Genomic DNA, 13,393 nt, shown 5'->3' with positions numbered 1-13,393 from the left:
GCGTCTCTGTCCGCTCGGCTTTTTCTGTGCTCGGGCTTGGCCGCTGCGGGCGCTTGGGCGGAGGCCTTGCTTGAGGAGCAAGCGCCCTTAGCAGGGGGCTTTCCTTGCCCTTATCCCTCGGCTTGCTGACTGCTATCCCTCGCGGCGCTGATGGACGTCCCTCAGCCTCCTGACTGATATTCCTCAGCGGCGCTCTGGGCTAAGCCTGCCGCACAGCCTCCCTCGGGAGGGGACGGCGGCCTAAATAAGGGCGCAACGGGGCCTTCGCACGCCTTGGGCAAGCGCCCTTCCCGAGGGGCGTAGCGGGCAGAGACTGAGGGGAATATATTTCCTTAAATAATTTATTAAGTCTCAGGGCCTAATACGCCTTTGCTGGCAGGCTTATTTTGCCTATCTTAGCCCGGTTTTTTGCCGCGACGTGCCCTTTGCTTCGGGGGGCTTAGTGGCTGAAAGACTATTGCGAGTCAGCGGCCCTACACGGGGAGCTGCTCGTCGGGTGAGCAGCGCCACGCACTGCGCCTCACCCAGCCCAAGGATTGTACACAAGTGTGTTTAATTTAACTATATGAAGAAAGTACTATTATTCCTCATGAGCCTCGTGCTCTGTGTGGCTACAGCAGCTGCCCAGGGTAGAGGTGTGAGCGGTACCGTCACGGATGCCGCCGATCATGAGCCCCTGATCGGTGCGACAGTGACCGTAAAGGGAGCGTCGGGACAGGGTGCTGTGACCGACATCAACGGTAAGTTCACCCTCAAGGGCGTGAAGGCTGGGGCTACCCTCGTGGTCAGCTACATCGGCTACACGACCAAGGAGGTGCCCGTAGGCAAGCAGACGGAGCTCCAGATCGAGCTCGCCTCGGCAGACAAGCAGATCGATGCCGTGGTCGTCACCGCCCTCGGGATCAAGCGCTCGCAGAAGGCGCTGAGCTATAATGTCCAGGAGGTCAAGGGCGAGAGCCTGACGGCCGTCAAGGACGCCAACTTCATGAACAGCCTCGCGGGTAAGGTCGCTGGGGTCAACATCAATAGCTCGGCAGCTGGCGTCGGCGGTGCTACGCGTGTCGTCATGCGTGGGATCAAGTCCATCAGCGCCAATAATAACGCCCTCTACGTCATCGACGGGGTACCCATCTTCAACGTCAATAACGGTGCTACCTCGGGCGAATACTCCAGCCAGCCTAGCGGCGAAGGTATCTCGGACATCAACCCCGATGATATCGAGAGCATGAGCGTCCTCTCGGGGCCTGCCGCTGCTGCCCTCTACGGCTCCAGCGCTGCACAGGGGGTCATCCTCATCACCACCAAGAAGGGTAAGGAAGGTAAGGTCAAGCTCGAGTTCTCCAACAGCACGACCTTCTCCGATCCCTTCATCATGCCCCGCTTCCAGAGCGAGTACGGCAATGTCCCTGGCTCCTTCCGCAGCTGGGGTGCTAAGGGCGCTGCGCTGAACTACGATCCGAAGAACTTCTTCAACACCGGGACTAACGTCATCAACTCGGTAGCCCTCACCACGGGTACGGACAAGAATCAGACCTACCTCTCGGCAGCGACGACCAACTCCGCAGGGATCCTGCCCAACAACCACTACAACCGCTACAACTTCACCTTCCGTAACTCCACCAAGTTCCTTGGCGATAAGCTCCACCTCGACCTCGGGGCGCAGTACATCATCCAGAATCAGAAGAACATGGTGGCGCAGGGCTACTACTACAACCCGCTGCCCGCACTCTACCTCTACCCCCGTGGGGAGAGCTTCGACGAGGTGCGTCAGTATGAGATCTACGACGAGGCGCGCAACGTCAGCGTACAGAACTGGCGCTGGGGCAACGGCGGTATCGACATGGAGAACCCCTACTGGCAGATGTATGGCAAGAACCGCCACCAGGGCCGCGAGCGCTATATGCTCAACGGTAGCCTCAAGTGGAAGGTCACTGACTGGCTCGACCTGACGGGACGTATCCGCATCGATAACTCCGTGGTCAATAGCTCGGACAAGTTCCGCGCTGGTACCGATACCTATTGGACGGGCGGTAGCCTCAAGGGGAGCTATGGCGAGAGCCGCTCCGAGGAGAAGCAGATGTACGCCGATGCTATGGCCAACATCAACAAGAACTTCGGGGACGACTACAGCCTCACGGCCAATATCGGGGGTAGCCTCTCCAACACCTCCTACAAGTCCCTGGGCTACGGCGGTCCTCTGGCCGATGTACCCAATGGCTTCAACGTCTACAACATCGACCGCAACCTCGGCTCTCCGAGTGCAGGCGGCTGGCGCGAGCGCTCGCTGGCGACCTTCGGGAGCGCCGAGCTGGGCTACAAGCGCTACCTCTTCCTCACCGTCACGGCGCGTAATGAGTGGTCCTCGACGCTGGCCGGTACGGAGCAGCTCTCCTACTTCTTCCCCTCGATCGGGCTCTCGGGTGTGATCTCCGATATGGTGAAGCTCCCTGAGTTCGTCAGCTACCTCAAGGCTCGTGTGTCCTACGCGGACGTAGGCTCGCCGCTGCCACGCAACCTCACGCAGCCTCGCTACACCTGGGACTCCAAGTCGCGTACCTGGGTAGCCCCCACCTATCGTCCCCTCGGGAAGCTCTATCCTGAGAAAACCTCCTCGTGGGAAGCGGGTCTGAACATGCGCTTCCTGCGCAACGCCCTCTCGCTGGACGTCACCTGGTACCTGTCGGATACGAAGAATCAGACCTTCAACATCACGACCTCGCCCGCCAGTGGCTACTCCTCGATGTATGTGCAGTCGGGTAATGTGCGCAACTATGGTATGGAGTTCGCCCTGGGCTATCGTCAGGAGTTCGGCAAGCTGAACTGGGAGACCAACGTCACCTACAGCTTCAACCGCAACCGTATCGTCGAGCTGCTGGACAACTACTACGACCCCGTCACCAAGGAGACCTACAGCCTGCCCTTCCTCAACATGGGCAACGTGCGCCTGGTGAAGGATGGCTCTATGGGTGACCTCTACACCTCGCGTGACTTCCAGCGCGATGAGAACGGCAATATCTGGGTAGACCCCTCCTCCAATAATGTCAAGGCGACCAACCTCGAGACGCCCCGCAAGATCGGTAGCGTACTGCCCGATGGCAACCTCGGCTGGCGCAATGCCTTCTCCTGGCAGGGGATCAACCTCACGGCACTCGTCGCAGCTCGCTTCGGTGGTCAGGTGACCTCGATGACGCAGATGATGATGGATGCCTACGGCGTATCGCAGGCTTCGGCTGATGCACGCAACGCAGGCGGTATCCGTGTCAATAAGGGTATGGTCGATGCCGAGGGCTACTACAACGAAGTGGCTGGCCGCAACGGGATCCTCCAGGAGTACATCTACGATGCGACCAACGTACGCCTGCAGGAGCTCTCGCTGGGCTACACGCTGCCCAAGAAGTGGCTCGCCAACAAGGCTCGCCTCACGGCCTCCCTCGTCGGGCGCAACCTCTGGATGATCTACAATAAGGCTCCCTTCGACCCTGAGGCAACGGCCTCCACGGGTACCTACAATCAGGGCTCGGACATCTTCATGATGCCCTCGCTGCGTAGCTTCGGCTTCAGCCTCCGACTGGAGTTCTAGTATCCCTACCTAAGACTACTACAAGCAATGAATATATCCAAGAAGATCCTGCTCTCCACGCTCGTCGTGGCTGGCTCGGTCGCCAGCTGTACCAGTGGCTTCGATGAGATCAACGAGCCGCAGAATAGCTTCACCAAGGAGCAGCTCCGTGGGGACAACTACGAGATCGCAGCCTCCTTCCCCCAGCTGCAGCAGCTCATCGTGCCCGCCGCTAGCTCGGGCTACTTCCAGCACTTCAGCCTCGCTGGGGATACCTGGGGCCGCTTCCTGATGAGCAATACGAAGTGGAACAACAACCTCTCGGTCTTCCGCTACATGCACGAGGGCTGGATCAATACGCCCTTCGATATCCTGACGAACTTCTACCCCGAGTTCCGTAAGATCAAGGAGGGTACTCAGGGCCGTGGCATCAGCTACGCCTGGGCGCTGATCAACCGCGTGGGGCTGATGCACCGCCTCACCGACCTCTACGGGCCCATCCCCTACACGCAGATCGAGGGCGGTAACCTGCACGTGCCCTATGACTCGCAGGAGGCTGTCTACAAGGCGATGCTCGCCGACCTCAACACCGCTATCGCTGAGATCACGAGCTACCTGACGGTCAATCCTACGGCCATCCTCATGAAGGATCAGGACCTGGTCTATCAGGGTGACTTCCGCAAGTGGGTGCGCTTCGCCAACTCGCTCAAGCTGCGTATCGCCATGCGTATGCGCTACGCCGACCCCGCTACGGCTCGCAAGGCCGCTGAGGAGGCCGTCAGCCAGACCTACGGCGTCATCACGGAGAACGGCGACAACGCTATCCTCCGTCAGAAGGGGCAGAGCATGCTCTGGCTCATCACGCAGGGCTGGAACGATGCCCGTGTGGCCGCCGACCTGACGAGCTACATGAATGGCTACAATGACCCCCGTCGTCCCTTCTACTTCACGGCCACGACCTTCCCAGGCGGCGGCTTCCAGGGGATCCGCTCGGGCTCCACGCAGGACGGTGCTGAGTACACCAAGTACTCCAATGTCCAGGTGGGCAACAACGACCCCACGATCCTGATGACGGCCAGCGAAGTGGCCTTCCTCAAGGCAGAGGCCGCGCTGATCGGCTGGAACATGGGTGCGGCTACGGCTCAGAGCCTCTACGAGGATGGGATCAAGCTGTCCTTCGCTCAGTGGGGGGTTAGCTCGGCTGCGAGCTACCTCGCCAGCACGGCTACGCCTGCAGCCTACACCGATCCCTCGGGTAGGTACAGCACGCCTGCCGTCAGCTCCATCACTCCCCGCTGGGACTCGGGTGCCAGCACGGAGGAGAACCTCGAGCGTATCATCACGCAGAAGTGGATCGCCCTCTGGCCGCTGGGCTTCGAGGCTTGGTGTGAGCATCGTCGTACGGGCTATCCTAAGTTCTTCCCGCTGGTGGGCACCGTCGAGTCGGCCTACGCCAATATGGACGTGGCCAACCGCATGCCCTTCTCGCGCAAGGAGTACGATGTCAATGGCGCCAATATCCAGGCGGCTGTCGGCCTACTCGGCGGCCCCGATAACTTCGCCACGAAGATGTGGTGGCAGAAGAAGAACTAAGGCCGCCCTATACTATCCATGGTAAAGAATAAGCATATGAAGAATATCAAGCGCTGGGCACTGGCTGCTGGTGCTGTCGTCGCCCTTGGAGCGAGCTCTTGCTCCAAGTGGACGGAGCCCACGCAGTACAAGCCCACAGATCTAAGTGGCAATACGACGACGGAGGACTACTACGCCAACCTCCGCGCCTGGAAGGCGACGGGTGCACCCACGGGCTTCGGCTGGTTCGCTGGCTGGACGGGTGAGGGGGCCTCGATGAAGACGCAGCTCATGGGGCTCCCCGATAGCCTCGGCCTCGTCTCGCTCTGGGGTGACTGGAAGAATATGAACGACCTCAAGCGCGCCGACCTCAAGGCCGTGCAGACGCTCAAGGGGACCAAGGTTATCGCTGGCTTCATCATCGACAACGTCGGCGTGCAGATGACCCCTGCCGGCCAGGACGCTGCCAAGTACTGGGGCTGGGAGGACGGCACGAGCGCGGAGGCGTTAGCCAAGCAGAAGGCCGCCATCCAGAAGTACGCCAACGCCATCTGTGACCTCATCGACTCGCTGGGCCTCGACGGCTTCGACTTCGACTTCGAGCCGAGCTACGGCCACAGTGGGAACATCGCCTTCAACTACAATGCCAACTACAGCACGGCAGGTAAGAAGATTAAGGCCGACAACATGAAGGCCTTCATCGAGACCCTCGGCAAGCGCCTCGGCCCCCAGTCGGGCACGGGTCGTATCCTGACGGTCAACGGCGAGCCGCAGAGCATGGTGCCTGAGCTGGGCAAGTACTTCGACTACTTCATCGTCCAGGCCTACGACAGCAGCGGCGACGCTGACCTGGATCGCCGCTTCCAGTCCACGGTGCGCAACTACGCTGGGCACCTCCCCGCGACCGAAGTGGCACGTAAGTACCTCGTCACCGAGAACTACGAGAAGTACGCCTCTACGGGTGGCGCTCCCAACTACCGCGACCGCTATGGCAACACCATGGCCAGCGTCGAGGGTATGGCGCGCTGGATGCCCATCGTCGACGGCAAGGTGCTGCAGAAGGCCGGTGTCGGTACCTATCACATGGAGTACGAGTACACCGTCTCGGGTCAGCCAGGGACCTATCCCGCCCTGCGCCGCGCCATCCGCATCATGAACCCTCCCGTCAAGTAATCACAGGCTAAGCAATGAACAAGATGAATAAGACGATCCTATCCGTCTGCGGCCTAGCGCTGGCGCTGGCAGCCTTCTCGAGCTGCTCCAATGCCGACTACAAGCCCCTGGACAACTCCGTCTATATCCACGGCGCGGCGGCTGACCCGCTGCGCACCCTTACCATCGGCGACAATGAGGTCTCGACCGAGCTCCTCATCCGTACCGCTGCTCCCGTGGCTCAGCCCGTCAAGGTGCAGCTGTCGGTGGACAAGGCGGCCCTCGAGGCCTACAACAAGCGCTACGATGCCAGCTATGAGCTCCTGCCCGCAGAGTTCTATACGCTCTCGGCTACGGAGCTGACCATCGAGCCAGGACGTGTGTCCGCCCCCGCGCTCACCGTCAAGATCAAGCCCTTCAGCGCCGAGCTGCAGAAGAGCGGTAAGAAGTACGCCGTCCCCGTCTATATCTCTAGCGTGACGGGTGCCGACTTCGCTCCTCAGGCTGCCGAGCGTACCTTCGTCGTGGCCTGCGACCAGGTCATTAAGACCAAGGCGATCAAGCTGGAGCCGACCCAGGGCATGCGCGTCATGCGCCCCGAGGGTATCCAGACCAACACCTGGACGGTGGAGATGCGCATCAAGAGCGACGACATCCGCCAGCGCTACAACAACCAGTCCTTCATGGGCTTCGGCTCGGGGATCCCTGGTGGAGGTGAGGGCTCAGGCTTCATCTTCGGTCGCTGGGAGGGTGAGGCCCTGCAGTTCAAGATCAACGGCCACGACGGGATCAACGCTACCGTCAAGCCCGAGAGCAACAAGTGGTACCATGTGGCCATCGTCTGCGACGCTGGTACGGTACGCCTCTACGTCAATGGGCAGCCCAGTGGGGAGTTCCAGAACGCCAAGTTCGCCATCAAGGCGCAGTACAAGGAGTTCGCTCTGGCCTACCCCCGCTCTGCCACGCACCCCTACCGCCGCTCCAGCTACTACATGAGCGAGGTACGCTTCTGGAACGTCGTGCGTACGGCTAGCCAGATCCGTCAGAATCGCTACGCCGTAGACCCCAAGACGCCTGGCCTCATGGCCTACTGGAAGCTGGACGACGGCGCGGGTACGAGCTTCAAGGAGTACACGGGTAAGACGCCCGCCCTCGAGCTCTATTCGTCTAACCAGAACCTGACCTCGCACTGGGTGGATATCCGCTCCGATCAGGACTAAGCTAGCTGACAAGAATGAACAAGTATATCAAGCACTGGTCTGTGGCTGCGTGTGCAGCCCTGACCCTCACGGCAGCCTTCTCCTCCTGCTCCAAGGACAGCGAGTCGGTCGAGGAGCTCATGGAGCGCAACTACCCCGCACGCGTCTATCTGCAGGGCGACCGCTACTCCGCCCCTGCCCTGACCCATACCCTCAAGCATAGCTCCGATGGGATTGAGGGCGAGCTGGGTGGATCGGTCACGGTACGTCTGACGCGCCCTCAGGCACAGGACGTCGTCGTCTCGCTCAAGTCCACCCTCGATAAGGCAGAGCTCAAGGATGCCCTCAAGGTAAGTGCCACCGAGGCTACGATCAAGGCAGGGCAGATCACCAGCGAGCCCGTCACCTTCACCATCGACAAGTCTAAGCTCGAGACGAAGGCCGAGAGCCAGACCTTCAAGGTCAGCTTCTCTATCGATGCGGTCAAGAGTGCGCCCGCAGGTGTGCAGCTCTCCAGCAATCAGAACCTCTATGCGGTGACCTTCCACAAGCGCAAGCAGAGTGAGGATGCCCTCATCGCCAGCTATACGGGCAATGTCTCCTACCTCGACTACGGCGACGATGGCGATGATACGCGTGCCACGAAGTGGAAGCTCATCGACGTCACGCCTGGTATCCAGGGAGCCAATAATCCCAACGTCCTCTTCGACGGCGAGAGCAGCGACCTGGCAGCTGACCAGCCTCCCATCAGCTTCACGATAGACTTCGGTCGTGTCGTGCCCAAGCTCCGTGGGGTCTACCTCCAGTACTGGAGTGCCACCTACATGCCCGTAGGCCTCCGCCTCGAGTGCTCGGCGGACGGCAAGGCCTGGACGACGCTAGGTGAGCTCACCCTCGGGGATGAGAAGACCACGAGCGCAGGCTTCCTCTTCGACCTCGGCACGATCTACTTCCGCAAGGCCTACGCTGCACGCTACCTCCGCTATACGAGTACTGCAGCCTCCTACGACGAGTCCGGTCGTGGCTCGATCTCCGAGGTCTACGCGATCGTAGATAGCGACAACTAAGCATGGAGCGCCCCGAGTGTCCGCTGGACCTCGGGGCGCTGCCTTCTCTCGCCTCACCGCTCGCGAGGCCCCTCTATACGACAGCGCCCCCGAGTAGCACGTGCTACTCGGGGGCGCTCATCTTTTGCTGTAGGGGGAGGGGAGGCTTAGTCCTCGTTGATCATGCTGAAGAGCTCTTCAGCCGCCAGGCGAGGCCCGTCCTTCGTCTGACCCTCGATCGCCAGCGAGGTGTGCATCTCACCGACCTTGACGCCACGCTCGAAGAGGACGCCGAAGTACTGGCGCACCAGCTGCTCGGCCAGAGGACGCTCCTGCACGGGGCCGAAGGGGTTGGCGAAGTAGGAGGTCACCAGACCCTGCTCCGTCGTCGTACCCTTAGCCTTGCGCGCCCCTGCCTCGAAGGTCTTGATCGCCTCGTCGATGTCGTCGAAGAGGGCTATCTTCTGCTCGGCCTCGGCGTAGTTGTTGGCGTAGAGGAAGTAGTCCACGGGGAAGCCCTTAGAGATCAGCTCGTAGGTCGAGATGGGGATGGTGACGCGGGCGTTGACCTTGTCGGGGTTGGTGTAGATCCCGCGGTCGAGCTGGCTGAAGGCGTAGGTGGGGTCGAGGTCGTCGGTACGGACGAAGGCCCCGATCTCGGTCCCGTAGGCCTTGAGCTGCCCATCGGCATCGAGCGAGAGGTAGCCCATGTCGTCGAAGATGACACGCATGTGGCGGATGTACTTCTCGTTGAGCGTGCGGAAGGCCTCTAGGCTCTCGCTCTTCCCGGCGCCGCTGTCACCCATGATGATGATATTAGCCTCGCGCCCATTCTTCAGGATGATGTTGACCATAGCGCCGTGGATAGGCAGCTTGCCGCGCTCCATCTGCTTGATGTTGTGCAGGGTCAGCAGCATCTTCTTCATATAGCCGAAGTAGTCGATCTCGTCGCAGTAGTTGGCATAGCCCACGAGGATGTCGTTCTTCTTGTCCTTGTAGTAGAAGGTGCGCTTCTCATCGTGGCCGTCGGGGTAACCGAAGATGTAGATCATGTCGGGCTTCTTCCCTACGTACTCGTCCTGCTTGGCGAGCTCGAAGAGGTTGGCCAGTCCGAGCCCGTGGCACATGAAGTCCTTGTGGAAGTAGACGAAGGCCAGCAGGTCGCCGACCTTAGCGGGGAAGAGGAACCAGTCGTCCTCGTTGAGGATCATGCCGGCTACGGGGTTGAGCGTCTGCTCTCTGAAGATCCCGTCACGCGTATTCTTCTTGGTGTAGGATACGTAGGGCGGGTTGATGAGGACGGAGTTGATGAAGGGGATCCCGGTGAGGCCCTTGTACTCGAGGGGACTGTTCCAGGTGACGTCATTGAGGATGAGCCCCGCGTTGGCGCCCGCCGTCGTCTGGCGGTAGACCTGGCTAGCAAAGCCGTTGGCTACCTCCTTGGTGCGGCGGTAGATGGACAGGATCAGTTCGTTGAAGAGCTCGTAGGCCTGGACGAAGCGGACGTTCTGCACGCCATCGCCCTGACGCTGGTTGTGGACGACGACGATGCGCTCCATGCGGCGCCAGTAGTGGTAGAGGAGCTCGATGACCTCGAGGAAGAGGTCGCGGTCCTGGAAGAAGGGAGCGTACTTGTTGTTGACCTCTAGGAGCTCCTCGACGCTGCACACGCTGAGCAGGCGGATGACCTCCATGAAGGAGCGGATGAGCTGGTCATCGCTCTCGAAGCCCTTGCTGAAGGCTTCGAAGATAACGGGGTTGTCCTTCTTGAGATAGTAGATAAAGGACTCGACTACGCGGCCATAGGCGTAGCTGGTCAGGATCTTGCGGCGGTTGTCGCAGTACTTCGAGGTGAAGTTGATGATGGCGCGACCTCGGCTAAGGGTGAATTCCTGTAACATTGCTAACGGTTGGTTTAATAGGTGACGACAAAGGTGTCCTTACCTCTGCAAATGTAAGGCAAACTTTACGAATAAGGAAATTTATCCGCTTTTTGCTTGCACATAAGTGTTTTGAGTGTGCATTCCGAGGGCCGCTTCCCCGCGGCTCGGAGCGCCCTTCCTCCTCGCCCCTCCGCACCCTTCCCGCTGATCCCTCCGTACCCTTCCTCCTCGCCCCGCCGCATCCTTCTCGCTGCCCCTGTAACTCCCTCCCGCTGCAGCCTCAGCGCGTGCTCCCTCATCCCGCGCAGCGCTCCCCTAGGCCTGTGCCCGCAGCCCAAGCCTTGCCCCTGCCTCTCTGACCGCTATCCCCCGCCTTCCTAAGGGATATCCATCAGGGCGCTGAGGGCTATCCCTCACCCCCCTTGACTGATACCCATCAGCGCGCTGACGGATATCCCTCAGCCGCGCCCGCCTTAGCCTGCAGCGTTCGCCTTCCTTATGGAGGGCTTCGCTCGTCCCTCGTAGTGTGCTTAGCACGAGCTGCTTCGCCCTCCCTCGAGCAGCGCAGGCTACGGCCGCCACATCCTCTCGGGGACAGTGCTCTCGAGCGCCACTAGGCTCCCTCGGTGCCAAGTGGCGGATAAGTCGTATTTTTGTTAAGTATATGAGAGATTTCATTATAACCGAAGCCAAGAGCGAGGAGGCCGTCCTCGTCGGCCTAATCACCCGCCAGCAGAGCGAGGCCCAGTCGAGGGAGTACCTCGATGAGCTGGACTTCCTCTCCCGCACCGCCGGCGTGCACCCTGTCCAGCGCTTCACCCAGCGCATCGACCAGGCGCACCCCGTCACCTTCGTTGGCAAGGGGAAGCTCGAGGAGATCCGCCTCTATGTCGAGGAGCAGGAGATCGGGCTGGTGATCTTCGACGACGAGCTCACGCCCAAGCAGCTCCGCAATATAGAGGCCGTCCTCAAGGTCAAGATCCTTGACCGCACGAGCCTCATCCTCGATATCTTCGCCGCCCGCGCCACTACGGCCTACGCCAAGATGCAGGTCGAGCTCGCCCAGTACCGCTATATGCTGCCCCGACTGACGCGCCTATGGACGCACCTCGAGCGCCAGCGCGGTGGGGTAGGGATGCGCGGCCCAGGGGAGACCCAGCTGGAGACCGACAAGCGCCTCATCCAGGACCGCATCGCGCACCTCAAGGAGGAGCTCAAGGTCATCGACCGCCAGATGTCCATGCAACGCAAGAACCGCGGCAAGCTCGTACGCGTCGCCCTCGTGGGCTATACCAACGTAGGTAAGTCCACGCTGATGAATGTCCTGAGCAAGAGCGAAGTCTTCGCCGAGAACAAGCTCTTCGCCACGCTCGATACGACGGTGCGCAAGGTCATCGTCCATAACCTACCCTTCCTCTTGAGCGATACGGTGGGCTTCATCCGCAAGCTCCCCACCGAGCTCATCGAGTCCTTCAAGAGTACGCTCGACGAGGTGCGTGAGGCCGACCTGCTGCTGCACGTCGTGGACATAGCGCACCCCAACTTCGAGGAGCACATCCAGGTCGTCTCTACGACGCTCAGCGAGATCATGGCCGGGGAGCAGAAGCCCGTGATCCTCGTATTCAATAAGATCGATGCCTTCACCTACGAGGAGAAGCAGGCCGACGACCTCAGCGAGCGTACGCAGCGCAATGTCAGCCGCGCCGAGCTCGAGGCAAGCTGGATGGCTCAGCTCGGCGAGTCGGGCTGCGTCTTCATCTCCGCCCGTACGGGGGAGGGCATCGAGCAGCTCAAGCAGCGCCTCTACGACAGCGTCAAGGAGATCCACGTGCAGCGCTTCCCCTACAACGACTTCCTCTTCCAGGACTACAGTGCCGAGGCCGAGGAGCTAGCCGCAGAGGATCATGCCTAGCCGCTACTCCCCCAGTCCCCGTCCCTGCCTCTATGGCGGGGAGTACCAGGGCGCACGCCGCGGGGTGCTGCTGCTCAACCTCGGCAGCCCCGACAGCCCTGCCGTAGAGGACGTCCACCGCTATCTCGATGAGTTCCTCATGGATAGGCGCGTCATCGGGCTCACGCAGTGGGTGCGCTACCTGCTGGTCAAGAAGATGATCGTCCCACGCCGCGCGCCGCGCTCGGCCGAGAGCTACGCCACCATCTGGGATGAGCGTGCCCAGAACTTCCCTCTCATCACCCACAGCGCCGCCATCGCCGAGCAGCTCAGCGCCCTCAGGCACGAGCCCGTGGCCCTCGGTATGCGCTACGGCAGCCCGACGACGGGAGAGGCGCTCGAGGCCCTGGCCTCTATGCCCGCCCTCGAGGAGCTGGTCATCGCGCCGCTCTATCCTCACTACGCCCGCAGTAGCTACGAGACGGCGGTGGCCTATACCCTCTCCGAGCTGCGCCGCCTCGACCTCGGGCATCTGAGGGTGAGGCTCCTGGCGCCCTTCTACGCCGACGAGCACTACCGCCAGGCCCTTGCCGCGAGCGTGCGGCCGTATCTAGAGGAGCCCTTCGATCGGCTCATCGTCTCCATGCATGGCATACCCACCTCGCACATCCCCAAGGCCTGCCGCCACGACAACGGTGTCGTCGGGGGCTGTGCCTCCCGCCGCTCCTGGCACGAGCGCTGGGGCGAGGAGGACTGCTATCGCCTGCAGTGCGAGGAGACCAAGGACTACCTCTGCCGCGACCTGGGGCTAGCCCCCGAGCAGGTGGAGCTGGTCTATCAGTCGCGCCTCGGCATCCATGAGTGGATGCGCCCCTATATGAGTGAGCGCATCCATCAGCTCGTGCCCGAGGGGCTGAAGCGTGTGGTGGTGGTCTGCCCAGGCTTCGTCTGTGACTGCCTGGAGACGGTGCAGGAGATCGATGATTACTACCACGGCATCTTCGAGCGGGAGGGCGGTGAGCGCTTCAGCTACGTACCCTGCCTCAATAGCAGTCCCGCCTTCATCTAGAGCCTCAGCGAGCTCGTGGAGT

General features: G+C 61.2%; 8 protein-coding genes. 7 read left to right on the top strand and 1 reads right to left on the bottom strand.

The window, feature by feature from the left end; genetic code table 11:
* The first annotated feature begins 565 nt into the window (after positions 1–565).
* The 5 genes from J4862_RS07590 to J4862_RS07570 are packed head-to-tail and all read left to right on the top strand — an operon-like array spanning position 566 to position 8,549.
* Entirely contained in the window at positions 566–3,580 is a 3,015-nt protein-coding gene (locus J4862_RS07590; RefSeq protein ID WP_249107417.1) for a SusC/RagA family TonB-linked outer membrane protein, read from the top strand.
* Between the two features lie 27 nt (positions 3,581–3,607).
* Entirely contained in the window at positions 3,608–5,152 is a 1,545-nt protein-coding gene (locus J4862_RS07585) for a SusD/RagB family nutrient-binding outer membrane lipoprotein (RefSeq protein WP_211788506.1), read from the top strand.
* A gap of 36 nt (positions 5,153–5,188) precedes the next feature.
* Positions 5,189–6,304 (top strand): glycoside hydrolase family 18, encoded by a 1,116-nt coding sequence (locus tag J4862_RS07580; protein ID WP_211788505.1) that lies wholly within the window; start codon positions 5,189–5,191, stop codon positions 6,302–6,304.
* A gap of 14 nt (positions 6,305–6,318) precedes the next feature.
* Entirely contained in the window at positions 6,319–7,503 is a 1,185-nt protein-coding gene (locus tag J4862_RS07575) for a DUF1735 and LamG domain-containing protein (RefSeq protein WP_211788504.1), read from the top strand.
* Positions 7,504–7,517: 14 nt separating this feature from the next.
* Positions 7,518–8,549 carry a discoidin domain-containing protein gene (locus J4862_RS07570; protein WP_211788503.1) on the top strand — a complete coding sequence of 344 codons (1,032 nt, stop codon included), beginning with the start codon at positions 7,518–7,520 and terminating at the stop codon, positions 8,547–8,549.
* Between the two features lie 146 nt (positions 8,550–8,695).
* Here J4862_RS07570 and J4862_RS07565 read toward each other — a convergent pair whose 3' ends face one another.
* Positions 8,696–10,429 (bottom strand): phosphoenolpyruvate carboxykinase, encoded by a 1,734-nt coding sequence (locus J4862_RS07565; RefSeq protein WP_211788502.1) that lies wholly within the window; start codon positions 10,427–10,429, stop codon positions 8,696–8,698.
* A gap of 646 nt (positions 10,430–11,075) precedes the next feature.
* On the opposite strand from J4862_RS07565, the gene hflX reads away from it, so the two are divergent.
* Together hflX and J4862_RS07555 are read left to right on the top strand one after the other, a co-directional pair.
* Complete coding sequence (gene hflX / locus J4862_RS07560) at positions 11,076–12,323, top strand: GTPase HflX (RefSeq protein WP_211788501.1); 1,248 nt, start codon at positions 11,076–11,078, stop codon at positions 12,321–12,323.
* Positions 12,316–13,371 carry a ferrochelatase gene (locus J4862_RS07555; RefSeq protein WP_249107416.1) on the top strand — a complete coding sequence of 352 codons (1,056 nt, stop codon included), beginning with the start codon at positions 12,316–12,318 and terminating at the stop codon, positions 13,369–13,371. The genes hflX and J4862_RS07555 overlap by 8 nt, the downstream gene beginning before the upstream one ends.
* The last annotated feature ends 22 nt before the right edge of the window (positions 13,372–13,393 follow it).

Source organism: Porphyromonas sp. oral taxon 275, from assembly GCF_018127745.1.
Classification (GTDB): Bacteria; Bacteroidota; Bacteroidia; order Bacteroidales; family Porphyromonadaceae; genus Porphyromonas.
The sequence above is the reverse complement of the archived record's forward strand: the minus strand, read 5'-3'. Positions and strand labels throughout refer to the sequence as shown.

What these genes read in the sequence shown, in the direction of transcription:
- J4862_RS07575 (WP_211788504.1), top strand. Translation starts at nt 6,319, where the DNA reads ATGAACAAGATGAATAAGACGATCCTATCCGTCTGCGGCCTAGCGCTG.
- J4862_RS07580 (WP_211788505.1), top strand. Translation starts at nt 5,189, where the DNA reads ATGAAGAATATCAAGCGCTGGGCACTGGCTGCTGGTGCTGTCGTCGCC.
- J4862_RS07565 (WP_211788502.1), bottom strand. Translation starts at nt 10,429, where the DNA reads ATGTTACAGGAATTCACCCTTAGCCGAGGTCGCGCCATCATCAACTTC.
- J4862_RS07570 (WP_211788503.1), top strand. Translation starts at nt 7,518, where the DNA reads ATGAACAAGTATATCAAGCACTGGTCTGTGGCTGCGTGTGCAGCCCTG.
- J4862_RS07555 (WP_249107416.1), top strand. Translation starts at nt 12,316, where the DNA reads ATGCCTAGCCGCTACTCCCCCAGTCCCCGTCCCTGCCTCTATGGCGGG.
- J4862_RS07590 (WP_249107417.1), top strand. Translation starts at nt 566, where the DNA reads ATGAAGAAAGTACTATTATTCCTCATGAGCCTCGTGCTCTGTGTGGCT.
- J4862_RS07585 (WP_211788506.1), top strand. Translation starts at nt 3,608, where the DNA reads ATGAATATATCCAAGAAGATCCTGCTCTCCACGCTCGTCGTGGCTGGC.
- hflX (WP_211788501.1), top strand. Translation starts at nt 11,076, where the DNA reads ATGAGAGATTTCATTATAACCGAAGCCAAGAGCGAGGAGGCCGTCCTC.